24 protein-coding genes, 1 tRNA gene and 1 pseudogene are annotated in these 25,363 nt (G+C 66.7%); 11 read left to right on the forward strand and 15 right to left on the reverse strand.

Features of this window, described 5'->3' with window-relative positions; all coding sequences use genetic code 11:
* Both KUV65_RS15230 and mnhG read left to right on the forward strand, forming a co-directional pair.
* Positions 1-324 (forward strand): monovalent cation/H+ antiporter complex subunit F, encoded by a 324-nt coding sequence (locus KUV65_RS15230; RefSeq protein ID WP_222191578.1) that lies wholly within the window; start codon positions 1-3, stop codon positions 322-324.
* On the forward strand, positions 321-653 hold the full coding sequence (mnhG, locus tag KUV65_RS15235) for a monovalent cation/H(+) antiporter subunit G (protein WP_261331827.1): 333 nt from the start codon (positions 321-323) through the stop codon (positions 651-653). The genes KUV65_RS15230 and mnhG overlap by 4 nt, the downstream gene beginning before the upstream one ends.
* Positions 654-662: 9 nt before the next feature.
* Here mnhG and KUV65_RS15240 read toward each other — a convergent pair whose 3' ends face one another.
* The 3 genes from KUV65_RS15240 to KUV65_RS15250 form a co-directional block, all read right to left on the reverse strand.
* Entirely contained in the window at positions 663-1,475 is an 813-nt protein-coding gene (locus KUV65_RS15240; protein ID WP_222191579.1) for a metallophosphoesterase family protein, read from the reverse strand.
* An 88-nt stretch (positions 1,476-1,563) separates the two neighbouring features.
* Complete coding sequence (locus KUV65_RS15245; protein WP_222191580.1) at positions 1,564-4,086, reverse strand: ABC transporter permease; 2,523 nt, start codon at positions 4,084-4,086, stop codon at positions 1,564-1,566.
* The gene (locus tag KUV65_RS15250) at positions 4,083-4,778 is read right to left on the reverse strand and encodes an ABC transporter ATP-binding protein (protein ID WP_222191581.1); all 696 of its coding nucleotides are present in this window, start codon (positions 4,776-4,778) and stop codon (positions 4,083-4,085) included. Before KUV65_RS15250 ends, KUV65_RS15245 begins: the two co-directional genes overlap by 4 nt.
* On the opposite strand from KUV65_RS15250, the gene KUV65_RS15255 reads away from it, so the two are divergent.
* Complete coding sequence (locus KUV65_RS15255) at positions 4,777-5,481, forward strand: arylesterase (protein ID WP_222191582.1); 705 nt, start codon at positions 4,777-4,779, stop codon at positions 5,479-5,481. The two genes, KUV65_RS15250 and KUV65_RS15255, sit on opposite strands and share 2 nt — an antisense overlap.
* On the opposite strand, the gene KUV65_RS15260 is transcribed toward KUV65_RS15255, so the two are convergent.
* A complete protein-coding gene (locus KUV65_RS15260; protein WP_222191583.1) occupies positions 5,465-6,226 on the reverse strand; it encodes a DeoR/GlpR family DNA-binding transcription regulator in 762 nt (253 codons plus the stop codon). The genes KUV65_RS15255 and KUV65_RS15260 overlap by 17 nt on opposite strands.
* Positions 6,227-6,326: 100 nt before the next feature.
* On the opposite strand from KUV65_RS15260, the gene glpD reads away from it, so the two are divergent.
* The 6 genes from glpD to KUV65_RS15290 all read left to right on the forward strand — a co-directional run bounded on the left by glpD (position 6,327) and on the right by KUV65_RS15290 (position 12,808).
* Positions 6,327-7,898, forward strand: coding sequence for a glycerol-3-phosphate dehydrogenase (gene glpD, locus KUV65_RS15265; RefSeq protein WP_222191584.1), 1,572 nt, complete (start codon positions 6,327-6,329; stop codon positions 7,896-7,898).
* A gap of 62 nt (positions 7,899-7,960) precedes the next feature.
* Positions 7,961-9,457, forward strand: coding sequence for a glycerol kinase GlpK (glpK, locus tag KUV65_RS15270; RefSeq protein WP_222191585.1), 1,497 nt, complete (start codon positions 7,961-7,963; stop codon positions 9,455-9,457).
* Complete coding sequence (locus tag KUV65_RS15275; RefSeq protein WP_222191586.1) at positions 9,450-10,289, forward strand: carbon-nitrogen hydrolase family protein; 840 nt, start codon at positions 9,450-9,452, stop codon at positions 10,287-10,289. The genes glpK and KUV65_RS15275 overlap by 8 nt, the downstream gene beginning before the upstream one ends.
* Before the next feature lie 137 nt (positions 10,290-10,426).
* Positions 10,427-11,431 carry an AraC family transcriptional regulator gene (locus KUV65_RS15280; protein ID WP_261331828.1) on the forward strand — a complete coding sequence of 335 codons (1,005 nt, stop codon included), beginning with the start codon at positions 10,427-10,429 and terminating at the stop codon, positions 11,429-11,431.
* 108 nt (positions 11,432-11,539) lie between these two features.
* On the forward strand, positions 11,540-12,367 hold the full coding sequence (locus KUV65_RS15285) for an NAD(P)H-binding protein (RefSeq protein WP_222191588.1): 828 nt from the start codon (positions 11,540-11,542) through the stop codon (positions 12,365-12,367).
* Between the two features lie 24 nt (positions 12,368-12,391).
* On the forward strand, positions 12,392-12,808 hold the full coding sequence (locus KUV65_RS15290) for a DUF4345 domain-containing protein (RefSeq protein ID WP_222191589.1): 417 nt from the start codon (positions 12,392-12,394) through the stop codon (positions 12,806-12,808).
* 447 nt (positions 12,809-13,255) lie between these two features.
* Here KUV65_RS15290 and KUV65_RS15295 read toward each other — a convergent pair whose 3' ends face one another.
* The 10 genes and pseudogenes from KUV65_RS15295 to KUV65_RS15335 all read right to left on the reverse strand — a co-directional run bounded on the left by KUV65_RS15295 (position 13,256) and on the right by KUV65_RS15335 (position 22,825).
* Complete coding sequence (locus KUV65_RS15295) at positions 13,256-14,032, reverse strand: TIM barrel protein (protein WP_222191590.1); 777 nt, start codon at positions 14,030-14,032, stop codon at positions 13,256-13,258.
* Positions 14,033-14,184: 152 nt separating this feature from the next.
* The gene (locus KUV65_RS15300) at positions 14,185-15,117 is read right to left on the reverse strand and encodes an IS5 family transposase (protein WP_222191591.1); all 933 of its coding nucleotides are present in this window, start codon (positions 15,115-15,117) and stop codon (positions 14,185-14,187) included.
* A gap of 934 nt (positions 15,118-16,051) precedes the next feature.
* Positions 16,052-16,360: pseudogene (locus tag KUV65_RS18270) on the reverse strand (DUF6538 domain-containing protein); the annotation flags it as partial.
* A tRNA-Gln gene (locus tag KUV65_RS15305) sits at positions 16,360-16,434 on the reverse strand. The gene KUV65_RS15305 and the pseudogene KUV65_RS18270, both read right to left, overlap by 1 nt.
* 84 nt (positions 16,435-16,518) lie before the next feature.
* Positions 16,519-17,865 (reverse strand): mechanosensitive ion channel domain-containing protein, encoded by a 1,347-nt coding sequence (locus tag KUV65_RS15310; RefSeq protein WP_222191592.1) that lies wholly within the window; start codon positions 17,863-17,865, stop codon positions 16,519-16,521.
* Between the two features lie 72 nt (positions 17,866-17,937).
* The gene (gene kdsA / locus KUV65_RS15315) at positions 17,938-18,771 is read right to left on the reverse strand and encodes a 3-deoxy-8-phosphooctulonate synthase (RefSeq protein ID WP_222191593.1); all 834 of its coding nucleotides are present in this window, start codon (positions 18,769-18,771) and stop codon (positions 17,938-17,940) included.
* 39 nt (positions 18,772-18,810) lie between these two features.
* The gene (locus KUV65_RS15320; RefSeq protein ID WP_222191594.1) at positions 18,811-20,592 is read right to left on the reverse strand and encodes a hypothetical protein; all 1,782 of its coding nucleotides are present in this window, start codon (positions 20,590-20,592) and stop codon (positions 18,811-18,813) included.
* Complete coding sequence (locus KUV65_RS15325) at positions 20,570-21,229, reverse strand: ABC transporter ATP-binding protein (protein ID WP_222191595.1); 660 nt, start codon at positions 21,227-21,229, stop codon at positions 20,570-20,572. Before KUV65_RS15325 ends, KUV65_RS15320 begins: the two co-directional genes overlap by 23 nt.
* Before the next feature lie 232 nt (positions 21,230-21,461).
* A complete protein-coding gene (locus KUV65_RS15330; protein ID WP_222191596.1) occupies positions 21,462-22,487 on the reverse strand; it encodes a permease in 1,026 nt (341 codons plus the stop codon).
* Entirely contained in the window at positions 22,484-22,825 is a 342-nt protein-coding gene (locus KUV65_RS15335) for an ArsR/SmtB family transcription factor (RefSeq protein ID WP_222191597.1), read from the reverse strand. The genes KUV65_RS15330 and KUV65_RS15335 overlap by 4 nt, the downstream gene beginning before the upstream one ends.
* Positions 22,826-22,899: 74 nt before the next feature.
* On the opposite strand from KUV65_RS15335, the gene KUV65_RS15340 reads away from it, so the two are divergent.
* Together KUV65_RS15340 and KUV65_RS15345 are read left to right on the forward strand one after the other, a co-directional pair.
* Complete coding sequence (locus tag KUV65_RS15340; protein ID WP_222191598.1) at positions 22,900-23,490, forward strand: uracil-DNA glycosylase family protein; 591 nt, start codon at positions 22,900-22,902, stop codon at positions 23,488-23,490.
* The gene (locus KUV65_RS15345) at positions 23,487-24,269 is read left to right on the forward strand and encodes an SseB family protein (RefSeq protein WP_222191599.1); all 783 of its coding nucleotides are present in this window, start codon (positions 23,487-23,489) and stop codon (positions 24,267-24,269) included. The genes KUV65_RS15340 and KUV65_RS15345 overlap by 4 nt, the downstream gene beginning before the upstream one ends.
* A 117-nt stretch (positions 24,270-24,386) precedes the next feature.
* On the opposite strand, the gene KUV65_RS15350 is transcribed toward KUV65_RS15345, so the two are convergent.
* Positions 24,387-25,331, reverse strand: a complete 945-nt coding sequence (locus KUV65_RS15350; RefSeq protein WP_222191600.1) for a 2-hydroxyacid dehydrogenase — start codon at positions 25,329-25,331, stop codon at positions 24,387-24,389.
* Between the last annotated feature and the right edge of the window lie 32 nt (positions 25,332-25,363).

Raw genomic sequence — 25,363 nt, forward strand, 5'->3', positions numbered from 1 at the left:
ATGGATATTCTTTCAATCGCCGTGGACGTGGCTTTTGTCATGGTGATGCTGGGCGTGGCGCTGGCCTTCATCCGGCTCATCAAGGGGCCGAGCCTGCCCGACCGGATCGTGGCGCTGGATATGATGACGGTTCAGATCGTCAGCTTCTGCGGCCTTTACGCGATCCTGTCGGGGGATACGGCCTTCGTCGACGTGGCCATCGTTCTGGCGCTGGTCGGGTTCCTGGCCACCGTGGCGCTGGCGCGCTTCGTGGACCGCCGCCGCGCCGGGATCGGAGAGGCGGGCCCCACCATGACCCAACCGCACACGGAGCAGCGCAAATGATCCTCGACTGGATAATGGCCATCATGATCCTGCTGGGCGGATTCTTCTGCCTCGTCGCGGGGTTGGGCGTGTTGCGCCTGCCCGACGTTTTGATCCGCATGCATGCCTCGACCAAGGCGGGCACGCTGGGCGCGGGCCTGATCCTTGGCGCGGTGGCGATCTATTTCGCCGAAACCGGTGTCGTGACGCGGGCGCTGGCGACGATCCTGTTCCTGCTGATCACGGCCCCCGTCGCGGCCCACATGATCGGGCGCGCGGCGTTCCGCTCGCGCGTAGCGCTCTGGAAGACCGAGATCGAGGACGGGGCCGAGGAGCGGTTGCACCGCTAGGACGCCCGCTCAGGTTTGCAGGAAATCGTGCCGCCCGTCGGGGCGGATCGCGCAGGCGGTCAAGCGGTCCGTGGACCACGCCGCGGTGTCGGTCGCGATGCGCCCGTCGCCCGCGAAGGGCAGGTCCGCCTCGATATGACCATGCGCGATCCAGAGGCCATCGCCGCGCGGTTCGCTCTCGAATTCCGGATGCCCCCAGAGCAGGACGCGCCCGGTCTGATCCTCCATCCGGTGGGCGGGGTCGGCGCCCGCATGCACGACCCAGAGATTGCCGGAATGCCACGAGAGCGGCAGGCCTGTCATCCAGCCTTCAAGCCCGTCGGGCATGGACGATTTCAGATGGCGCGCGACCTCGCGGAAGGCGTCGGGGGAGGCCCCCGTCGCAAGCGGCTCGGGATCGATCCCGAAACTGGACAGCGTTGCGTTGCCGCCTGCGCGCATCCAGCGGGGGCCGCGCGTGGCCGGGTCGGCCAGGAAATCGAGCATCATGCGTTCATGGTTGCCCATGAGGCAGGTGACGTTGTCGGGAAAGTCGCGGGTCAGCTCGCGCAGGCGGGCCAGAACCTCGGCGCTGCCACGGCCCCGGTCGACATAGTCGCCCACGAAGACCAGCCGGGGGTCGCTGGCCTCGGTCCCGCCGATATGGGCGTCGATCAGTTCCAGCATCAGTTCCAACAGATCGGCACGCCCGTGGATGTCGCCCACGACATAGGTCGCTTGCGCGGGGCGCGGCATGTCTTCGGGGCGGGCCTCGGCCCCGGAGCGGGGGGCGGTGTCGGGGCGGTCCTTGCGGCCCAGAAGCGTGCGGACGGAACGAAGCATGACAGTCAGGTGCGCGCTGCGGCGGCGCTTGGCAAGGGGCAAGGGGGCATTGCGGTGCGCGTCACCGACGGCGCGCGGCGTTTCTGCCTCATTCGCGGGCGCGCAGCACGCGCGCGGGGCGCGTGGCGAGCGGACGCCACGCAAAAGCCAGCCCGGCCAGCAGCGTCGTCACCGCGCCGCCGATGACGATGGCCAGCGCCGAGACGGGTTCGAACCGGTAGCTGCCATCCATCACGAAGGTCATCACGGCCCACCCGCCCAGCACGCCCGCCAGAAGCGCGACACCGCCCGCCGCCGCGCCAAGCAGCGCCGAGCGCAGGGCGAAACTGACAAGGATCGTCCGACGCGACGCGCCCACGGTCTTCAGGACGGCGGCTTCGTACACGCGGCCGCGCTCGCCCGCCGCGGCGGCCCCGATCAGGACGACGAAGCCCGTCACCAGTGTGGCCGCCGCCCCGTAGGAGGTCGCGGCGGCAAGGCTGCGCAGCGCGTCGGCCACGCGGTCGAGCGCATCGCGCACCCGGATTGCGGTGATGTTGGGCGCATCGCCCGCCACGTCGCGCAGGATCGCCGCCTCGGCCTCGGGCGCGGCATAGACGGTGGCGATATGGGTATGCGGGGCACCGCGCAGGGCGTTGGGCGACATGGTCAGGACAAAGCCGATGCCCGCATTCTCGAACTCCACCTGCCGAAAGGCCGTGACCTCGGCGGTCACGTCGCGGCCAAGGATGCTGACGGTGATCGTGTCGCCGAGGCTCAGGCCGATTTCCAACGCCTCTTCGGTGGCGAAGGCGACTTGCGGCGGGCCGTCATAGCCTTCGGGCCACCATTCGCCTGCCGTGATCTCGCCCTCGGGCGGGGCGGTGTCGAGATAGGTCACGCCCCGGTCGCCGCGGATGACCCAGTGATCGCCCGCGACCTCGGCGGCGGGGCGGTCGTTGATGCGGGTGATGACGCCGCGCAGCATGGGCGCGGTATCGACCCGGCTGACGGCGGGATCGTTCTGCACCCGGTCGAGGAAGGGCTGGAGCTGGTCCGGCTGGATATCGACGAAGAAATAGGTCGGGGCGACCTCGGGCAGGTCACGCTGGATCGCGGCGCGCAGGTTGGCGTCGATCTGGCCCACGGCGGCCAGGACGGCGAGGCCGAGGCCCAGGGAAAGCACCACGCTTGACGCCTCGGACCCCGGCCCGCCGACCGAGCCGAGCGCGGTGCGCAGCGCGGTGCGCCCGCGCAGCGCGCGGGACCGGGCGATGCGGCGCGACAGGGCGCGGATACCAAGGGCGGCCATTGCCAGAAGGCCGAGCGCGCCAAGGATGCCCGCCGCCGTGCCAAGGGCCATGCGCGGGATGCCCGACAACCAGACGGCGGTCGCGATCAGCGCCCCGACAAGGCCCGCGATCACGATCAGGTAGCGCAGGCGCGGCAAGGCGCGCGGCCCGCCCGCGTCGCGGAACAGCGATGCCGCGCGGACCTGTTCGGTGCGCGCCAGGGGCCAAAGGGTGAAGACGACGGCGGTCAGCAGGCCATAGGCCGCGGCCTCGGCCAGTGGGCCGGGATAGACCGAGATGGCCACCGGCACAGGCAGTTGCGCCTGGATCAGCGGGGCGAAGGCCAGCGGCAGAAGCGCGCCAAGGACCAGCCCGAGCGCGAGGCCCAACAGGGTCAGCGCCCCCACCTGAGCGAAATAGGCGGTAAAGATCGTGCGGCTTTCGGCGCCGAGCGTCTTGAGCGTCGCGATCGTGGCGACCTTGCCCTCAAGGTAGGCGCGCACGGCGGCAGAGACACCGACGCCGCCCACGGCAAGCCCCGCCAGCCCGACCAGCACCAGGAACGCGCCGATCCGCTCGACGAAGGTCTGCACCCCGGGTGCGCCGTTGCGCGCATCGCGCCAGCGCATGCCCTGTTCGGCGAACAGCGCCTCTGCCTCGGCCTCGAGCGCGGCAAGGTCCGCGTCCTCGGGCAGGGCAAGGCGGAAATCGCTGTCGTAGAGCGTGCCGGGCTGCACGAGGCCCGACCCGGACAGCCCCTCAAGCGAGACGATGGTGCGCGGCCCGAGGTTGAAGCCGCCGCCCGCGCCATCGGGTTCCAGCGTCAGTTCGGCGCGCAACTCGAAATCCTGCGTGCCGAGGCGGAACGTGTCGCCGATCTCCAGCGCCAGCCGGTCGATCAACAGGCGCTGCATCACCGCGCCGGGCAGGTCGCGGATTTCCAGCGCCTCGGCAATGGGCATATCGGGGGACAGGCCGACCGTGCCGTAAAGCGGGTAGGCATCATCGACGCCGCGCACTTGCGTCAGGGCGCGTTCGGTCTCGCCGTCGCGGTCCACCACGACCATGGAGCGGAAATCGATGGTCTCGGACACGCGGGTGGCGGTGTCCGCCATCCATGCGCGTTCTTCCTCGGACGCGCGGCGGAAGGGAAAGGCCATTTGCGCGTCGCCGCCAAGGATCACCGCGCCTTCGCTTACCAGCCCTTGCTGAATGGACGTGCGCACCGATCCCACGGCCGCGATGGCCGCGACGCCAAGCGCGAGGCAGGCGAGGAAGATGCGGAACCCTTTCAGCCCGCCGCGCAACTCGCGCCGTGCGATGCGCAGTGCAACGCTCACTCGGCGGCCTCCCGCGCGACGGGGGTGTCGAGTTGCCCGTCGCGCAGGCGGATCTCACGATCGCAGCGACGGGCCAGTTCGGGCGCGTGGGTGACGAGGACCAGGGTCGCGTCGCGCTTGGCCGACAGGTCCATCAGCATGTCCATGATGACCGCGCCGTTGGCCCCGTCGAGATTGCCGGTAGGTTCATCGGCCAACAGGATTTCGGGGCGCGGCGCCAGGGCGCGGGCCAGCGCCACGCGCTGCTGCTCGCCGCCCGACATCTGGCTGGGGTAGTGGCCGGCGCGATGGCCAAGGCCCACGGCGGCAAGTTCCGCCTCGGCCCGGTCGAAGGCGTCGGCATGGCCGGCCAGTTCCAGCGGCGTCGCGACGTTTTCCAGTGCGGTCATCGTCGGGATCAGGTGGAAGGATTGGAACACCACCCCCATATGTTCCCGGCGAAACCGGGCCAGCTGGTCCTCGTTCATCGCGGTCAGGTCACGGCCAAGGGCCATGACCGAGCCGCCGGTGGCACGCTCCAGCCCGCCCATCAGCATGAGGAGAGACGACTTGCCCGATCCGGACGGACCCGTCAGCGCCACCGCCTCGCCCCGGTTCACGGAGAGCGTTATGCCGTGGAGGATATCGACCGGCCCGGCATTGCCGGACAGCGACAGCCGGGCATCGGACAGGGACAAGACGGGATCGGACATGGCTGAACGCCTCGGTTCACTTTTCTACAGGGCATATGGGGCCATGCGCATGTGGGGCAAGGCCGCGCTGCTGGCGCTTGCGGTCGCAGGGCCGGTGGCGGCGCAGGAGCGCCCCGTCAGCATCGTGGCGCTGGGCGATAGCCTGACGCAAGGGTACGGGCTGATGGGTGGCGACGGCTTCGTGCCGCAGTTGCAGGCGTGGCTGACCGAGCGGGGACATGCCGTGCGGATCGAGAACCACGGCGTGTCGGGCGACACCACGGCGGGCGGTCTGGCGCGGATCGGCTGGGCGCTGGGCACCGGGGTGGATGCCATGATCGTGGCGCTTGGCGGCAACGACCTGCTGCGCGGCATCCCGCCCGAGGCAAGCCGCGCGAACCTGGCCGGGATCCTCGACGAGGCAGAGGCGCAAGGGATCGAGGTGCTGCTGGTCGGCCTGCGCGCGCCGGGCAATTACGGCCCTGACTACCAGGCCGCGTTCAACGCCATGTATCCCGAACTGGCCGAGGAATACGGCACGCTTTACGCCGAAAGCTTCCTTGCGCCCTTGAGCGCGGCGGCCGAGGCCGACCCCGAGGCGGCGTATTCCACTTACATGCAGTCCGATGGCATTCACCCGAATGCGCAGGGCGTGGCCCTGATCGTCGAGGCGCTTGGGCCGCAGGTCGAGGATCTGATCGCGCGGGTCAGCCCGCAATCGTGATCTCTGTCTCGCTTTCGGCGCAAAGGTCTTGCAACGCCTCGGGTGGCGGGGCGTTGGTTATCCAGCGATCGAAACTGGAGAGGCTGGCGATCTTGACGGGCGCGTTGCGCTCCAGCTTGCTGTCGTCGGCGACAAGGATCGCGCTGCGCGCCTTCGACAGGAAGGCCTTGGTGACGCGGACCTCCTCGGGGTCGAAATCCAGCAGGTCGCCTTCGAGGTCGACGGCCGAGCATCCAAGAATGGCGAAATCGGCTTTGAACTGATTTATCGTGGCCGTCGCCCGCTCGCCCACCAGGCCGTTATCGGCCCGGCGCAGCCGCCCACCGGTCACCATCACCTCGGCGGAGGGATGGCCCGAAAGGATTTGCGCCACGTTCATGTTGTTGGTCACCACCATCAGGTTCGCCGTATCGCGCAAGACGCGCGCGACCGCCTCGGTTGTGGTGCCGATGTTCAGGAATACCGATGCGCCCGGCGGGATCAGCGCGGCCGCGGCCCGTGCAATGACCTCTTTCGCGCCGGCCGCTGTGCGGCGGCGTTCCTCGTAACCGATATTCGTGACCCCCGACGGCAGGACCGCGCCGCCATGGACGCGGTCGAGCAATCCAGCTTCGCACAGCTCGGTCAGGTCGCGGCGGATGGTCTGCACCGTAACATCGAACTGGGCGGCAAGATCATCGACGCCAACCCGCCCGATTTCGCGGGCTACGCGCAGGATATCGTCTTGGCGGGGTGTGATCGGCATGGTTTCGATCTATATCGAAAAGAAACGCGTTTGAAAATTGACAAAACGAACATGGAATGAAAAAAATCGACCAAACGGGACTCGGCGCGCGAGGCCACCCATGAACGACCGGACCTACGACATCTTCGTGATCGGCGGCGGCATCAACGGCTGCGGCATCGCCCGCGACGCGGCGGGGCGGGGCCTTTCCGTCTGCCTTGCCGAGATGGGGGACCTGGCGGGCGCGACCAGTTCGGCCTCGACCAAGCTGTTCCATGGCGGGCTGCGTTACCTGGAGTTTTTCGAATTCAGCCTCGTGCGCCATGCGCTGGCCGAGCGGGAAACGCTGCTTCGCGCGATGCCCCATATCTCGTGGCCGATGCGCTTCGTCCTGCCGCTGTCGAAGGAAATGCGGTTCGATTCCGAGACGCCCACCTCGCGCGTGTTGACCGCGGTCATGCCCTGGATGAAGGGGCGGCGGCCCGACTGGCTGATCCGGGCGGGGCTGTTCCTTTATGACCATCTGGGGGGGCGCAAGATCCTGCCCGCGACCAGGACCCTGCGGCTGAAGGGGTCGGTCGAGGGCAAAGGCCTCAAGCCCAAGTTCGAGAAGGCGTTCGAGTATTCCGATTGCTGGGTCGAGGATGCGCGGCTTGTGGTGCTGAATGCCCGTGACGCCGAGGCGCGGGGTGCGACGATCCTCACGCGCACCCGCGTCGTGTCAGCAACGCGCGAGGGTGATCTGTGGCGCGTGACGGTCGAGCGGGGTGGCGTGCGGTCCGATCATCTGGCCCGCGCGCTGGTCAATGCCGGGGGACCGTGGGTTGCCGATATCGTGCAGAACGTGGCGCGGCAGAACTCCAGCGAGAACGTGCGCCTTGTGCGCGGCAGCCATATCGTGACGCGGCGCCTGTTCGACCATGACAAGTGCTATTTCTTCCAGGGCTCGGACGGGCGCATCATCTTCGCCATTCCCTACGAGACGGATTTCACCCTGATTGGCACGACCGATCAGGAGCATCACGGCGATGCGTCCGAGGCTGTCTGCACGCCGGAGGAACGCGATTACCTGATCCGTTTCGTCAACGGATACCTTGCAGACCCGATCAGCGCCGAGGATGTCGTCTGGACCTATTCCGGGGTGCGGCCCCTCTATGACGACGGGGCAAAAAGCGCCACGGCGGCGACGCGCGACTACGTGCTGTCGCTGGACGACGCGGGCGCGCCGATGCTGAACGTCTTTGGCGGCAAGATCACCACCTATCGCAAGCTGGCCGAGGATGCGCTGGCCAAGATCGCGCCCTTCTTTCCCAAGGCGGGCGGTGTCTGGACGGCGGGGCTGCCGCTGCCGGGCGGCGATTTCCCGGTGGATGGGGTGGCACGGCTGGTGGCCGATCTGCGCGCGGCGCATCCCTTCCTGACCGAGCGGTGGGCGCTGCGCCTTGTGCGCGCCTACGGGACCGAGGCGGCGCAGATCATGGGCGATGCGCAGAGTGCCGAGGATCTGGGGCGCGATTTCGGCGCGACCCTGACCGAGGCCGAAGTGCGCTGGTTGATGACGCGCGAATATGCCCAAGCGGCCGAGGACGTGGTCTGGCGGCGCTCGAAGCTGGGCCTGCGGTTGAGCGCGGAGCAGATCGCGGTCATCGACGACTGGATGCTGGCCGAGCGTCAGGCCCGGGCCGCCGAATGACTTGCAGCCCGGCGCGTGGCCGGTAGGCTTCGACAACAGCGAGACGAGAGGGGAGGCACGGCATGACGCAGGTTCTGGCCATCGACCAGGGAACGACTTCGACGCGGGCCATCGTCTTTGGCGCCGATCACCGGCCCGTCGCCTCGGCGCAGCAGGAATTCACCCAGCATTTCCCGGCCTCGGGTTGGGTCGAACATGACGCGATGGAGATCTGGGACACGGTGCTGGCCACCGTGCGCGGTGCCTTGGAGAAGGCCGGGACGAGCGCCGAGAAGATCGCCGCCATCGGCATCACCAACCAGCGCGAAACCGTCGTGCTGTGGGATCGCGAGACCGGAGAGCCGGTGCATAAGGCCATCGTCTGGCAAGATCGGCGCACGGCGTCGATGACCGCCAAGCTGCGTGAGGGTGGCCATGAACCGATGGTGCAGGAGAAGACCGGGCTGCTGCTCGACCCGTATTTCTCGGGGTCGAAACTGGCCTGGCTCTTGGAGAACGTCGAGGGTGCGCGCGCAAAGGCCGAGGCCGGGAAGCTTGCCTTCGGTACGATCGACAGCTGGCTGATCTGGCACCTGACGGGCGGTCAGCGGCACGTGACCGACGCGACCAATGCCGCCCGCACACTTTTGTACAATATCCGCGAGGGAGAGTGGGACGAGGACATCCTGCGCCTTTTCAACATCCCGCGCGCCCTGCTGCCCGAGGTTCTTGATTGTGGGGCGGAGTTCGGCACGACCGACCCGGCGCTGTTCGGGGCCGGGATCGCCATTCGCGGGGTGGCGGGTGATCAGCAGGCCGCGACGCTGGGGCAGGCCTGTTTCCAGCCGGGGATGCTGAAATCGACCTATGGCACGGGCTGTTTCGCGTTGCTCAACACCGGCGACACGCTGGTCAGGTCGCAAAACCGGATGCTCGGCACCATCGCCTACCAGTTCGATGGCAAGCCGACCTACGCGCTGGAAGGGTCGATCTTCGTCGCCGGGGCCGTGGTGCAATGGCTGCGCGACGGGCTGCGCTGCATCGATGCTGCCGCCGACAGCCAGGCGCTGGCCGAGGCCGGTGACCCCTCGCAAACGATTTACCTCGTCCCCGCCTTCACCGGGCTGGGCGCGCCCTATTGGGATCCGGATTGCCGGGGCGCGATCTACGGGCTGACCCGCAACACCGGACCGCAGGAAATCGCCCGGGCGGCGCTGGAGTCCGTGGGGTTCCAGACCCGTGATCTGTGGGAGGCGATGGAGGCCGACTGGCAGGGGGCCGGCGGGGCCGAGAACGTGCTGCGTGTCGACGGGGGCATGACCGCCTCGGACTGGACGATGCAATTCCTGGCCGACATCCTTGGCGCCGATGTGGACCGGCCCGAAGTGCTGGAGACGACGGCGCTTGGCGTGGCCTGGGTCGCGGGGATGCAGGCAGGCGTTTACCCCGGCTTCGAGGCCTTCGCCGAGGATTGGGCACTGGAACGCACCTTCAAGCCGCAGATGGACGGCGCCACGCGCGAGGCGCGCTACGCGGGCTGGAAAGACGCCGTCTCCCGCACGCTCAGCAGCCGTGGCTGAGCGCGCCACCCTGCGCGTCGCGCTGGCGCAGATGTGCTCGGCCGATACCCATGCCGAGAACATCGCGACGGTGACCGACCTCGCCGCTCGGGCGGCGGGCGAGGGGGCGGAGCTTCTGTGCCTGCCGGAGGTTGCGGGGCTGATGAACCGCAATGCCGAGGTGGCGCGCACACAGGTGGTCGCCTCCGAGGATGACCCGTTTCTGCTGGCCTGCCGTGACCTTGCCGCCGCGCATGGCATCTGGATCCACGCGGGCTCGACCCCCGTTCTGGGGCCGGACGGGCGGTTCCTGAACCATTCCGCGGTGATCGATGCGACCGGCGCGATCCGGGCGGACTACGACAAGGTGCATCTCTTCGACGTGGCGATCGAGGGGCAAGCGCCCATCGGCGAGTCGAAACGCTTCGCCCCGGGCGAGGCGGCGGTGATGCTGGACACGCCCTGGGGGCCGTGGGGCCTGTCGATCTGCTATGACCTGCGCTTTCCCTATTTCTACCGCCGCTACGGGCAGGAGGGCGCGACGATCATCTTCATCCCCTCTGCCTTTACGGTGCCGACGGGGCAGGCCCATTGGGAGGTCCTGTTGCGTGCCCGCGCGATCGAGACCGGGGCCTTCGTGCTGGCGGCGGCGCAGGCCGGCCACCATGCCGATGGGCGCGAAACCTGGGGTCACGCGCTGGCGGTCGATCCATGGGGCAAGGTGCTTGCCGATCTGGGCCGGGATGCGCCAGGTCTTGCGGTGCTGGACCTTGACCTGTCGCGGGTTCAAGCCGCCCGCGCGCAAATCCCCGCGCTGAAGACGGGCCGCGATGTGCCCTTGCGGCGCGTCTGATCGAGACGGGTGGACAGTCTCTGCCTTACGGTTTTGTCCTGCAGACGGTCCCAAGGCGTCAGCTGGACCCGGCAAACGGGAGGGCCGACCCCACCGCACGCTTGGCGGCCACCCCCGCGCATCGTAGGATGTGCCCCATGGGGTATGTGACGTCGCTCTTTGCGCGCAAGATGGTCGCGGCAGCGGGCGATAAGGTCGATGCCGGGGAGATGCTGGCCAGTGTCGGGATCTCACCCGAGGGTCCTTGGGACGCCGGGCAGATGGTTCCGGCCGAGCGCTATTATGACATGCTCGAACGGATCGCCGCACAGATCGACGTGACCGACCTGCCGGTGCGGGTGGGCGCCTCCATGCGGCTTGACGAATACGGCGCGCTTGGGCTGGCCTTCAAGGCGGCAACGACCCTCGGGGCGTCCTATGCGCGGGTGGAACGCTATGCGCGTCTGTGGACCAGCGTCGTCGAATACGAGTTGCGCCCGGCGGACGGCGGCACGCTGTTCATCCTGCACCGCGCGGGCGAACGGCGTCTCGGAATGCGGCTGTCGAACGAAGCGACCCTTGCCAGCGCCGTGTCGATCGCGCGGCAGGTCTGCCCCGAGCCGCTTGCGCCCGTGGAGGTGCTGGTCCGGCATCCCGCCCCGCGCACGACCGCCGCGCATGAAGACTGGTTCGGATGCCCGGTGCGCTTTGGCGCCGAACTTGACGCGATCTTCTATTCCGACGAGATGCTGGCCCGGTCCAACATCCTCGGGGACGAGGGGATCTCGCACTATCTCGCCACGCATCTCGACGCGGAACTGTCCGAGATTGCCCGAGACCCCGACCTTGTCGCGCAGGCAAGGGCCGCGATTGCCCAAAGCCTCAACGAGGGCGCGCCGAAGATGGCCGAGATCGCGCGCGGCCTCGGGCTGAGTGCGCGGTCCTTTCACAGGCGGCTGGCCGAGCACGGACTGACCTTTCAGACCCTCGCCGAGGAAACCCGCCGCGACCTTGCCGAGGGCCTCTTGCGGGATGAAAGCCATTCCCTGGCCGAAATCGCGTTCCTTACCGGGTTTTCCGAGCAAAGCGCCTTTACCCGCGCCTTCAAGCGCTGGGTCGGAACGACGCCCGCGACCTACCGCAAGGAGATGTCCCACCGCTGACGGACGCATTGGCGACTTGGGTCAAAAGGCTGGCGCCGTCGATCAATACCGCGCAGCCTCTGCCCGCCTATCCCTTGGCTACCGTTACCAAAGCCAAGGAGATACCCCATGAAAAACCAGGACATTCTTGTTATCGGCGCAACCGGCAAGACCGGCCGCCGCGTCGCCAACCGCCTTGAGGCGCGGGGCATTCCCGTGCGCCGCGGCTCGCGCAGTTCCGCAACGCCCTTCGACTGGGAGGCACCGGAGACCTGGGCACCGGCCCTGCGCGGGGCCCGTGCGGCCTATGTCACCTACTTCCCCGATCTCGCCTTCCCGGGCGCCGTGGAAAAGCTCGAGTCCCTCTGCGAAACGGCCCGTGACGTGGACGTCGAGCACCTTGTGCTGCTGTCCGGTCGGGGCGAGCATCATGCGCGGCTCGGCGAAGAGGTGGTGCGCGCGTCCGGCGTCGATTTCACGATCGTCCGGGCGGCATGGTTCGCGCAGAACTTCTCCGAAGGTTACTTGCGCGATCCGGTGCTGGCCGGTGTCCTCCCGATGCCCGGCGGCGATGTTGCAGAGCCCATCATCGATATCGACGACATCGCCGATGTCGCGGTCGCCGCTCTGACCGAGGAGGGGCACAAGGGCGCGCTCTACGAGGTGACCGGCCCGCGGCTGATGACCTTCGCGGAGATGGCGGCAGAGCTTTCCCAGGCCACCGGCCGCGAGATCCGGCACATCCCGATCAGCTTCGAGGAGTTTCACGCAAACGTCGCGCAGGCTGGCGGTCCCTTCGTCGCCGATGTCTTCACCGCCATCGCGCGCGAAACGCTGGACGGGCGCAACGCCCACACCACGGACGGCGTGATGTGTGCACTTGGCCGCGCGCCCCGCGACTTTGCCGGTTTCGCCCAAGTCGCCGCCCGAAGCGGTGCCTGGACGCAAGCCGCCTGAAACCCCGCGCGAAAGGAACATGACATGAAACCTACCCTGCTTGAGAAGATCGCGCTTGGCGTCTCCGGCTTCACCGCGCTTGTCATCGGTGCGTTCATCCTGTTCGCGCCGCAGGCCTTCTATGCCGGCTACGGCATCATCCTGGGGCAAGACGCCAGCCTGCTGAGCGAATTGCGCGCACCCGGCGCCGGCCTGGCTGGGTGTGGCGTGCTGATGCTGCTCGGCCTCTGGCGGCACGCGATCCTGCCCGTTGGCATGGCGGTGGCCCTGACGGTCTTCATCGCGTTTCCGGTCGGGCGGCTGGTCGGGCTTGCGATGGACGGGATGCCATCCGGCAGCGTCATCGGTGCCCTCGTCGTGGAACTGGCCATCGCGGCGCTCTGCCTTGCAGCCTTCAGGCGGCGTCTTGGGCAGTCGACGCCCCACCGGTTCGCGGCATAGTCCAAGACCTGAGCCTGCGGCGGCGGCGGGGTGCCAGACGTCCCGCCGTCGCCCCAGTGCGACCTATTGGTGGCCGCTTTTCACCGAGGCACGAGGGCGTGGCGCGCTGCGTCTCCGTCCGATGTGTCGCAGAATGTACCCAAACGGCGCCGATGTGGGATACACGGGTGTCCGCGCGGTCTGCGGCAGCCCTTTTTTCTTGGGCTTTATGACATTTTTGGATGGTCATGGCTGGGGTGGTAGGATTTCTTGCTAAGTTGTTGATATATAATAAATTAATGCCAGATCTAAGGATATGGTGTCAAGCAAATTGAGTCGGAAGCAGATCATGTATCCCACCGCAGCGGGTCCAGAGCCCGCAAGGTCTGGGCGCGATTAGGTGGCGAGCGAAAAGGCTGACAAAAAGCTGTCGCTCGCCATAGCTGCGATGCCAACTGGCGGATGGCCCTATGAGTCGTCAAACGCGGCGCGGAAGGCGTCAAGGGCTGCTACCGGGTCGCCCGATGCGAAGGCCTCCATACCCACCGGGCCTGAATAGCCCATGGACCTGAGCGCCCGCGCAACACCGGCGTAGTTGATCTCGCCGGTGCCCGGCTCGCAACGGCCAGGAACGTCGGCGACCTGAATTTCACCGATCCAGGGCAAGCAGGCCTCGCAGAGGTCGATCAAGTTCCCCTCGCCGATCTGCGCATGATAGAGATCAAGGTTCAGGCGCAGCTGGGGCCGGTCGATCGCCGAGACGAGAGCGAGTGTCTCCTCGGCGCGGGCAAAGGGCACTCCGGCATGGTCGACGGGCAAGTTGAGGTTCTCCAGCGTGAAGACCACGTCCAACTCTTCGGCCATGTCGCAAATGCGGTTCAGGGTATCGAGCGCCTTGACCCACTTTTTGGGGGTCGAGGTTTCGGCCAGAACGGGCCGCCCGCCCTCGCCGAGGCCGGTTCCATGCAGGTTGAGCCGCGCGACTCCAAGCCGTTTGCCGACCTCTGCCGTCTCGCGCGCCGAGGCGAGCAGCATGTCCGCGCCCGCATCATCGCAAAGGCGCCCTTCGAGGTAGCCATTCATGATGGAAAAGGTCGCGCCCGAGGCTTCCAACTTGGTCAGGTCGTGGTCGGGCCAATTCCATAGGCCCACCTGAAACCCCATTTCGGTCAACTTGGCACAGCGCCATTCGATCGGTTTGTCCTGCCAGAGCATTTCGGCGCAGGCGGCGAGGGTGAAGCTCATGGCTCAAACCCCCGTCATGTCGGCTGTCACCTCGACCGGGCGGCCCTCGGCGAAGGACTTGTTCGCAGCCTCGGCCAGCGCTAGCGCGTTCACGCCATGGCGTTGTTGCATTACCCCGGCCTGAGTCGTGAGGTCCCCTTACCCCACTGACGTCATGCCACGCGGACGATCTTGGCGGTGCCGAGGGCGTTGAAGCGGTTCATGAGGGCGATGCGGATGTGGATTTCGGCGGTCTGTCGGTCGGGGTCTCTTGCCATGATACGCTCGCCGAAGGATTTCAGGCAGCGCATCTTCGCCTCGATCCGGCTGCGGGCGTGGTATCTGGTCCAGCGTTTCCAGAACGCCCGCCCGTAGTATCGCGTCGCGCGCAGGGTGTCGTTGCGAGCGCGTGCAGCCGGGCAGTCTTCTTTCCAGAGACGTCCGTTCTTTCGGATTGGGATGATCGGAACGGCGTCGCGTTCGATGATGGCCTTGTGGCAGCGGCGTGTGTCGTAGGCGCCGTCGGCGGTAACCGTGCCTATCTGCTCGCCTGCCGGGATCTGGTCGAGCAGGTCGGGCAGCACGGGGCTGTCGCCGTCGCGGCTGGGGGTGAACTCCACCGCTCGGATGTCGGATGTGGCCGGGTCCATGGCCAGATGGACCTTGCGCCATTGGCGTCGGCCTTGCGCCCCGTGCTTGCGAGCCTGCCATTCGCCATCGCCGAGGAACTTGATCCCGGTGCTGTCGACCAGCAGGTTCAGCGGGCCGTCCGCACGGCGATACGGGACCTGGACGGCCAAGGTCTTTTGCCTGCGGCAAAGCGTGGAAAAGTCCGGCACGGGCCAGTCCAGGCCGGCCAGTCTCAGCAGGCTGGCCACCATTCCGGCGGTCTGGCGCAACGGCAACTTGAACAGGACTTTGATCGATAAGCAGAACTGTATGGCCGCATCGGAAAACACCGCTGGACGTCCGGGTCGACCGTCACGCGGCGCGCGCCAGGTCATGTCCTTGTCGACCCAGATGAGCAGAGACCCCCGCTTCCTGAGCGACGCGTTGTAGCCGGACCAGTTCGTCGTGCGATAGCGGGCGGGGGATGGCTTGCTCATGCACCGCGTCTAACGCCATGGATTCGCGAAGTGAATCCTTGGGCGTCAGACTTTTGCAACAACGCCGGTTCAGACCATCGCGATTGCGCCGGATCGTGGTCATCGTCAGGCGCGGTTGCAGGCGCTCCACCAGAAGGGCGCGTTTCTCGGTATTCGAGAGGTGGTTGAGGGCGCGGATCTCCTGCATGACGTCTTCATCCTGGGCGTCTGCCGCGTCGATCTCGTCTTGCTTGGTGAAGACATATTTCGAGGGATCTTTGGGTTCGCTCGGACAATAACGGTTCTTGCCGTGCCTTTTGCCATGGCTTTTTGGCAGGCGTGCCATCCAGGCGAAGAACGCCTTTTGCCTGTCGTCAGTGATTACGACGACCGGGATATCGCCGAAATAGGTCAGCGCCAGCTGCGCGATCGCGTCGATGTTCCCTTTCATCGCTTTCGTGGGATACATCTGGCGGGTTTCTTCGATGGCCGATGACAGAAGGACCGGAGCCGCCGCGAACGCCTCGACGGAGGCCGTGGAGAACCGCTCGACCAATCCGACCGCTTCGGTTCGCGCGTCGGCTCCGTCGAGCACCTCGGCCTCGTGTGCGAGGATGTCACGAACAAGATCGGTGGCCCGACGGCCCAGGTCGGGAGAGAGGGGCGCCCGCAACGCCAGCTGCAGGACGCGGGCCGCTGCGAGGACCTGCGGTTCGATCTCCGAATAATCGTTCCGGCGCGCCTGGCGACGCAGGGAGGATCGGCGGGTGTCCAGAGCGGAGATCCGATTGTCGATCTCTGCATCCGGCGAGTTTGATCCCTGGTCCTGCTCGGCCAGAATGCGGGCAAGTTCTGCGCGGAGGGTCTCGGTCAGGATCGCTGAGATTTTTTCCGGGGAAAGGCTTTGGTCGGCAAGCTCGGTCATCAGGTCCGCCTCTGTGTTCTGACACACGGCGATGAGGCGGCTGACCCGGCTCATCGCTTCAATGCGGAGAGGGGTTCGAAGCGACAGACGCAGAAACGTCCGACCGCTTTTTTCTGCGATGAGCTTGGGAAGGCGTTTGCGAAAATAGTAGGTGCGGCCACGGCGGAGGAGGTAGGGGCCGGCCGTTGGACGCCGGCGCGCGGGAGCCGTGGCGCGCTGCGTCTGCGTCTGATGTATCCCACGATGTATCCCAACGGCGTCGCTGTGGGATACACCTGATTCCGCGCGGTCTGCGACAGCCCTATTTTCTTGGGCTATATGACATTTTCGGATGGTCATGGCTGGGGTGGTAGGATTCGAACCTACGGTACACGGTACCAAAAACCGCTGCCTTACCGCTTGGCTACACCCCAACCGTGCCGCGCTAGCTACTCAATCGCTGCGGCGGGATCAAGACCTGTCGGGCACTTTTTGCTCAGTGCTGCGCCTGCCCCGCTCTATTCCTGCGGCGCCTCGCGCTGCAGCAGGTCATCGTCCGGCAATGCTTCGCGTTCGGCCTCGATAATCTCCTGCAATGCTTGGGTTTCGCCCGCGCCGACCTGTTGCGCCTCGACCGGTTCGGCTGTGGGAGCCGGAGCCTCGGGTTTGCGCGACGGGCGGTCGGTGATGATGGTCTCGACCGTGCCGGTGCCCGTCAGGCGGTAGGTGGGCTCGGGCAGGGTGATTCCCGCCTCTTCCAGCCGCGCCTTGACCACGCGGATCGCCTCGCCCTTGGCCATCCCGATCGAGGTCTTGTGCTGCATGATCCAGGCGGCGGCGGTGATATCGATGGTCGAGGCCCCCAGGCCTTCGACCCAGACGCCGGGGGCGGGGTTGTCCAGCGTGAAGGGCAATTCGTTCAGCGCGTCGAGAATGATCGCCTGCGCCTGCGCGATATCGGCATCGGGATGCACCCCCAGCAGGAAGGTGAACCGGCGTTCGTTGTTGCGGGTGTAGTTGATGATCTTGGCTTTGAAGACCATCGAGTTCGGCAGGCGGATATGGTTGCCATCGAGACTGAGCAGGATCGTCGCGCGGCTGGTCAGGCGGATGACATGGCCCATCTCGCCCTCGATCTCGACAAGGTCCTTGGGGCGGAACGGCTGCCGGATCGACAGCATGATGGACGAGATGAAATTCTCGACCGTGTCGCGCACCGCGAAACCGATGGCCAGGCCGACGATCCCCGCCGCGCCAAGGATGGTGCCCAGCAGCGCCGTCAGGTTCAGCAGGTCCAGTGTCAGGACGATACCGCCCATGATGAAGACCAGCCGCACGATCTGGCGGTAGATATCGGCGATGAAGGCATTGGGCGCCATCCGGTCCCACGGCCAGGATCGGCGCGCGAGGAAAAACCCCAGCCAGATCACGAACAGGCCCGCCGTGGCAGCCACGAGGATCAGCGGCAGGTAGGAGATGAACTGCGCGATGCGCCCCTCGATCCGCTCGATCGCGGGGTTGAGGCGCTCGACCACATCGGTGGACTCGGTCACCTGGTTCTCGATGGCGACAACGCCTTCCACCCGCGAGACGAGGCCGTTCAACGCCTCGATCTGCTGCGCGTCGAGGGCTGTGCCGCGCAATGTGACGATGCCGTCCGCCACCCTGACGCTGACATTTTCATAACCGTCGAGTTGCCCGAGGATATCGCGGATGCGCACGGCGATGGCGGCATCCTGCGCGCCGTCCGATTCCACAGCGATGGTGCCGTCGGGCTGGCCCCCGTCGCTCTGCGCCGCGGCTGGGACGAGGGCTGCGAGGGATGCCACCACCAGCAGCAGGGGCAGAAGAAACCGTTTGAGCATAATGCGCCGCCAAGACTTGCTTTCGCGGCGCAGGTTAGGCCGGTTTTCGGCCTGCCGGAAGGGCCGCCTGAATCAAAGGCGGATCGGGTCGGCCTTGGCCAGCCGGTCAAAGGCCATCAGGCCGTCGATCAGCGCACCCATCTGGTCGAGCGGGATCATGTTCGGCCCGTCCGAGGGGGCCGTGTCGGGGGCTTCGTGCGTTTCGATGAAGACCGCCGCGATGCCGAGGCTGACAGCCGCGCGTGCCATCACCGGGGCGAACTCGCGCTGCCCGCCGGATGATCCGCCTTGGCCGCCCGGTTGCTGCACCGAATGGGTGGCATCCATCACCACCGGATAGCCCGTCTTCATCATCTCGGGCAGGCCGCGCATGTCGGCGACCAGCGTGTTGTAGCCGAAACTGGTCCCGCGCTCGGTCAGCAGGATACGGCTGTTGCCGGTGGACGCGACCTTGTCGGCGACGTTCGCCATGTCCCACGGCGCAAGGAACTGGCCCTTCTTGACGTTGATCGCGGCGCCGGTTTCGCCCGCGGCCAGCAAAAGGTCGGTCTGTCGGCACAGGAAGGCGGGGATCTGCAGGATATCGCAGACCTCGGCCGCCGGGGCACATTGCTCGGCGGTATGCACGTCCGTCAGCACGGGGCAGCCGATTTCGTCCTTCACGGCAGCGAGGATCTTCAGCCCGGCCTCCATGCCGACCCCGCGCTTGCCCGTCAGGCTGGTGCGGTTGGCCTTGTCGTAGCTGGCCTTGAAGACGTAGCCCGCCCCGGCCTGGGCACAGACCCCGGCCATGTGCCGCGCGATCATCAACGCGTGGTCGAGGCTTTCCAACTGGCAGGGCCCGGCAATCACGGTCAGCGGGCGGTCATTGCCCACGGTCAGCGGGCCGATATCGAACTCGTGCATGGGGGCCTTTCGATGCTGGCGGTCGGTGGGTCTGCGCGATCAGGAGGAGACCTGTTCGCGCAGCACCGATACCGTCATCGAGACCATGAGGTAAATGCCCGAGAAGATCAGCAGCGCCAGCAGCGTGTTTTCGAAGGCGCGCGGATAGGCCGGCGCATCGGGCGGGATCGGGTAAACCCCCATCGACAGGTAGAGCGACTGGCGGTTCGCCTCGATGCGGGCGGATTCCATGCCCTGCAACGCTTCGGCCAGCATCATCTGCCGGGTTTCCAGGTCGGCCTGTGCGATCAGCAATTCGGACTGGATGCGCGCCAGCGAGGCGCTGCCATCCTCTGTCTCGGTCAGACCTGCACGAAGCTCTGCGATCAGGGCCTCGAGGCGGGCGATGTTGCGCTCGGCCACCTCGACACGGGTCGGGTTCGGGCGCGCGACCGAGGTCATCTCAGCGAGTCGCAGGCGTTCTTCCTGCGCCTGCATCTCGAAGCTCGAAATCTGCTGGAACACGGTCGACACCTCGTTCTCGGTGTTCAGAACGCCGCGGCGTTCCTGCAGTTCCAGAACGCGGGCCTGCGCTTCGATCACACGGCTCTCGGCATCCTCGTAGCTTTCGCGTGCGCCGGCCATCTGGTCTTCGCGCAGGCGCTGGCTCATGCGGTCGACGCGCTCTTCGGCGTAGCGGATCAGCGCCTCGGAGAAGGATTGGCTGACCTCGGGATCGGCGGCGGCGACCTCCATGCGGATCAGGCCCTCGGTCGGGTCGTAGCCGATCTCCAGATGCCGGCGATAGACGTCGTAGACATCCTCGATCGTCGCATCGGGGGCGATCCGGGTCAGGGGGTCAATCTCTTCGCTGGAGAAATGTTCGCGGAAGCCGAGTTCCTCGTCCAGCCGCAGCATGGCCTCGCGGCTTTCGAGATAGGCTTGCACCGTGATGCTTTCCTGCACGGTCGCGAAACTGGATCCGCCAAGAAGGCTGCCCAGGCCACCAGCCGTGCCGCCGCTTTCGGCCTTCTGGATCACGAACTCGGTGTTGGTGGCGAAAAGCGGGGTCGCCACACGATAGTAATAGTAGCCCACCAGCAGGGTCGGGAGCAGAACGAAAAAGGCGAGCCGGCTGGCCAGAAGCAGCAGGCGCTTGCGACGACGGCGGGCGATGTCGCGCTGCACGCGCATGATTTCGCGGGCGCGTTCGTCCTGGTCGAGGGGCGATACACGCCCGGGCGGCGCGGGTGGTTGCTGCGTCGCGGGCTGCATCTGCCGGGCGGGGGCAGGCAGGTTGGCCCCACCGCGTGTCGCGGGCATGCCAGCGTTCGGGTCTTGTGCGCCGCCGCCGGTCTGCCTTGTGTGGGTCTCGCTTTCATCCACCACCAGTTGCAGCATGTTGGAGCGGGCGAAAGGATCGATGCCCCGGGCGCGCAGCAAGCGCACGGCGTCGAAATCCGAACTGGGCGACAGGCCATGCTTCTGCGCGGTGCGGCGGGCCATGCGCAATTGCCGGCCGGTCAGACCTTCCGCGCGGATCGCGGCCAGTTCCTCCTCGACCGTCGGGACCGCCGCGGGTTGGGCCCGGGCGCTCTCGGTGTTGCGTTGAACAAGGCGATCATGCGCCGCAGAGCCCGGAAAAGCGGTCGCGCCGAACCCGTCCTCGACCGGTTCGGGCCGGGACGGTTGTGGCGCGGTGTCGATGACAGAGGTGTCGCGCCCGGCGTCATCGACGGGGGCGGCGACGTCCAGGTTCGCAGCCCGGCCCTGTCTGGCCTGCGCCCCGGCCCCGTCGCTTTGACGGATGCGGAATTTTCTAGCCTTGGGTTTCGTAGTCATAAAGCTGCTTTGCCTCTTCGAGCGTGTCGAATTCCACCAGTTGCCCGTTCGTGAGAACGGCCGCGCGCCGCGCGAATTTTTCAAGTGTCGCTGCCTGGTGGGACACGATGATAACAGTCGAGTTCTTCAAACGATCCGCAAGGATACTGCCAGCCCGGCGATTGAACTCGGCATCTGTGGATGCAGGCATCCCCTCGTCGATGAGGTATATGTCAAATTCAAGCGCAAGAAGCAGTGAAAAACTGAAGCGGGCCCGCATTCCCGAGGAATAAGTCCCCACGGGCATATCGAAATATTCCTCGATGCCACAGACCCAGCGGCTGAAGGCTTCGACATAGTCGGGGTCGAGCCCGTAAAGCTGCGCGATGTAGCGCGCGTTCTCGGTGGCGCTGAGGCGGGGCACGATGCCGCCCATGAACCCCAGTGGAAAGGACACGCGGCAATTGCGGTAGATATTGCCTTCGTCGGGTTTCTCGAGGCCCGCCATCATCTTGATCAGGGTCGTCTTGCCGGTGCCGTTGGGCGCCATGATGCCCAACGAATAGCCGAGGTCGACGCGAAACGACGCCCGATCCAGGATCACCTTGCGGCGTTCCCCGGTCCAGAATGACTTCGAGACATCGACGAATTCGAGCATGTTTGCCCTTCAACTCAAGAAACGACTGCCACGACCCTTGCAATCTTCGTGCCGCTTGGATCGGGGTCAGGGGTAAATCCGCAATTAGGCGGCATTATGTCCAGACCGTTACAAAACCGATAGATTTTTAGACATATCGGGAATCAATCGCCAGTCTACGCAGTGGCCGCCCTGTCACAACGATGCGACAGGGCGGCACATGCTGGGACCAAGGCGTAGGGTGCGTACGGGCTCAGGCGTAGGCGCCCCAAGCCAGCCCGGCGAGGATCGCGCCGAGGAGCGCAAAGCCAATATAGGCGGCGAAGACACGCGGCTTGACCAGCGCCCAGACCGCCACGGCCGCCGGGATGCAACTCACGCCGCCCGCGATCACGAAGGCCATCGCGGCGCCGGGGCTCATCCCCTGTTCCAGCAGTCCCGAGATCAGAGGAACGGCGGCGTACCCGTTGAGGTAAGCGGGCGCCCCCACCAATGCGGCCAGAACCACCGGCCCGATGCCGTCGCCGCCGATCACGGTCGCGATCAGGTCTGCAGGGACATAGCGGATCAGCAGCGCTTGCAGCAGGTAGGCAAAGAGCAGCCACTTGCCGAGGAAAACAAGGTTGTCCCATGCCGCCGAGCCGAAGATTTGCCGGCGGTCGGCCTCTTGCCAGAAGCGCCAGTTCAGCGTGAGTTTTTTCGCCGAGCAACAGCCGCCTACCGAGGGTTGCGCCTTGAGCGGGTCCACGAAGAGCGCGGTATTCGCCATCAGCTTGACGGTGAGGCCACCGGTCAGGCCAAGCAAAACAGCGGCAACGGTTTTGCCGATTGCGAATTCCGGGCTGATGCCGCCCGCAGTGATCGCGAACATCGCCGGGTCCATGAGCGGAGACGCCAACCAGAAGGCCATGACCGCCGAGAGCGGCGCGCCCGCCGCCAGAAGCGCAGCGATGAACGGAATGACCTGGCAGGAACAGAAGGGCGACAGCCCCCCTACCAGCGCGCCCAGGAAGATCATCCGCCCCTCGCGTCCGTGAAAGGCCCCATCGAGCAGGCGCTCGGAGCCGCTGGCCTTCATCACCGCGATTGCGGCGACCGCGAAGAGGATGAAGGGCAGGGTGCCCCAGAAATGGTCGAGCATCTCGACAAGGGTCGCGGGCACCGCCGTGCGGTCGAAGGCGAACTGGATCAGCACGATGGCGATGCCGGTCAGCAGCACCTTGTCGAGTTTGGCCCAGGCCGAGCCGATGGGGCGGAGGGACGCGGAGAGATCAGTCATTGCGGCGTGTCCTGTGCGGAATGCCCGCCCATATCGGCGCAGCATTCGTGGATAAGAAATTCTGAGAGGTCCTGGACCCGGGCATGATCGACGGAACACAGGATGCGACGTCCCTCCCGTTGCTGGCTGACCAGCCCGGCAGAGACGAGTTGTTTCAGGTGATGCGTCAGGACCGAACCGGTGACGCCAACATCCTCGCCCAACTGCCCGATCGGCAGGCCCGCCGGGCCGGCGCGAACAAGGCGGCGCAGAATGGCAAGGCGCGCCTCGGAGCCGAGTGCGGCGAAGGCCGTCGCGGCGAGGGTGAGATGCGATAGGGAGAGGGGCTCTTGTTTCATGATTCTATAAATATAGAAACATTGATCTATGTCGAGTCCTTTTCCTTGGGCCGCTGATGGCCTAGCTCCGCCCCATGGACTTCGAGAGACTACACAGCGACCTGTCGGCCTGCCGGATCTGCGCGGAGCGCTTCGCCGCGACCGCCACGGCGCATCGCCCGAACCCGGTCCTGTGGTTCCAGCCCGGTGCGCGGATCCTGATCGCAAGCCAGGCGCCGGGGATGCGGGTGCACCACGCCAATACGCCGTTCTGGGACCAGTCGGGCAAACGCCTGCGCGACTGGATGGGCGTGGACGAGGTGACGTTCTACGACCGGTCGCGCGTTGCCATCGTGCCCATGGCCTTCTGCTTTCCGGGCTATGACGCGAAGGGCAGCGACCTGCCGCCGCCCAAGGTCTGCGCCGAGACCTGGCGCGCGCGCGCAATGGCGGTGCTGGAGGGGATCGAGTTGACGCTGCTGATCGGGGGCTATGCGCAAGGCTGGCACATGGGTGGGCGGTTGAGCGTGACCGAGCGGGTCGCGGGCTGGCGCGACCATGCGCCCGCGGTCTTTCCCTTGCCGCACCCGTCCTGGCGCAATACCGCGTGGCTGAAGAAAAACCCCTGGTTCGAGGCCGAGCTTTTGCCGGTCCTGCGCGACCGGGTGCAGGAGGTGCTGAGATGACGACCCCGTTGGACGAGGCTTTCGCGGCGATGCAGGCCGCGCCCGAGGACGATGCCGCGCGGCTTGGCTATTACGACCGGCTGGCGGCCTCGGAACTGTTCCTGCTGCTGGAGGACCAGGCCCAAGGCAACACGATCCGGCCGCGCATCTTTCCGACGGCGGATGCGCAACTGGTCGTCGCCTTCGATCGCGAGGAGCGGCTGTCGGGGTTCGCCGGGGCGGCAGCACGCTATGCCGCGCTGTCCGGGCGCGTCCTGGCCGAGATGCTGGCGGGGCAGGGTTTGGGCCTGGCCGTCAACCTCGATGCGCCGTCCGAGATGGTGCTTGAGGCCTCGGCCCTGTCGTGGCTGGCCGAGACCCTGGCCAACCGGCCGGAAGAGGTCGAGGAACGCCCGGAAGAGATATCGGCCCCCGCCGGCTTGCCGGACCGCTTGCTATCTGCGCTGGATGCCCGGCTGGCATCGGCCGAGGGCTTGGCGCGGATGGCCTATTTGGTCGCCGTGAGCTATGGCGACGGGCGCCGCTCGCACCTGCTGGCCTTCGTCGAGCCGTTGCCGGGGGCGGAGCCGTCGCTCGCCCGCGCGGTGGGCGAGGCGCTGACCTTTTCGGGGCTGGAGGCTGGGGTGCTGGATGTGGGCTTTTTCCGCCCGTCCGACCCGGTTTGTGCGCGGCTTGCGCGGATGGGTCTGCGCTTCGACCTGCCCGAGGCGCCGAAACCCGAGGTCAATGCGGGCGCGAACCCCGGGATGGATCCCGACAAGCCGCCACGCTTGCGCTGAAGCCCCGAGGGATTGCGCCGTCTTCGACGTCGCCCGGGCAAGCGCGCCAAGGGGCATCGAGCCCCTTTGCGCGCTGTCGCGCTTCGCGCGGGCATATTTGCGGGATAAAGATTTGCATCAGTAGCCGAGATCGCGGTCGACGAGGTGCAGGAAGGGCAGGCCAGCCTCGCCGCGGCGGATATTCTCGACGATGACGCGCGAGGCCGACCCGGGGCGCGTTTCCGACGCGATATGGGGCGTGACGGTGACATTGGGATGCGCCCAGAAGGGATGTTCGGGCGGCAGCGGTTCGGTTCGGAAAACGTCCAGCGTGGCATGGCCGATCTGCCCGCTGTCGAGCGCGGCGAGGAGGGCGTTGTCGTCGATGAGCGGCCCGCGACCGGGGTTCACGATCATCGCGCGCTTGGGCATCAGCGCCAGCGTCCTGGCATTCAGGATGTTCTGCGTGCCCGGGGTGTCGGGGAGGAGCAGGACGAGGATTTCGGACCGAGCGAGGGTGTCGGCCAGCCCGTCTTCGCCATGGGTGGTGGTGATGCCGTCGATGCTCTTGGGGCTGCGCGACCAGCCGGTGACGTCGAAGTTCAGGCCATGCAGCGCCTTGGCGCAGGCCGCGCCGAGGGCGCCGAGGCCGAGCACCCCGACGCGGCGATCCCGGGCAAGCGGCGGCACGATGCCGGCCCGCCAGACCCCGTCCTGCCCGTGGATATGCGCATCCATCCCGAGGTGATGGCGCAGGACATGGCCGGTCACCCATTCGACCATCCCCTCGGTCAGCCCGTCATCGACCATGCGGGCCAGCGGTACGCGCAAGGTCGTGTTGTGGACCACGTCCTCGACCCCGGCCCAGAGGTTCAGCACGGCCTTGAGCCGCGTGTAAGGTGTGAAATCCTGCACGTCGCTGTTGGGGGCATAGACAATGTAATCGACAGTTTCGGGCGCGGCCTCGGTCACCAAGGTGGCGTCGCCAAGGCCCGCATCGGCCAGCGCGGCGCGCAGCGGGGCCTCGTACTGTCCCCAGCGTTGCGGCTTGGCGGCGAAGAGGATGACGGGACGGTTTGTCATGGTGCGGGCGCTCCTTCTGGCAGGTCTTGGCC

It is taken from the genome of Maritalea mobilis (assembly GCF_019800885.1).
GTDB classification, from domain to species: Bacteria; Pseudomonadota; Alphaproteobacteria; order Rhodobacterales; family Rhodobacteraceae; genus Roseibacterium; species Roseibacterium beibuensis.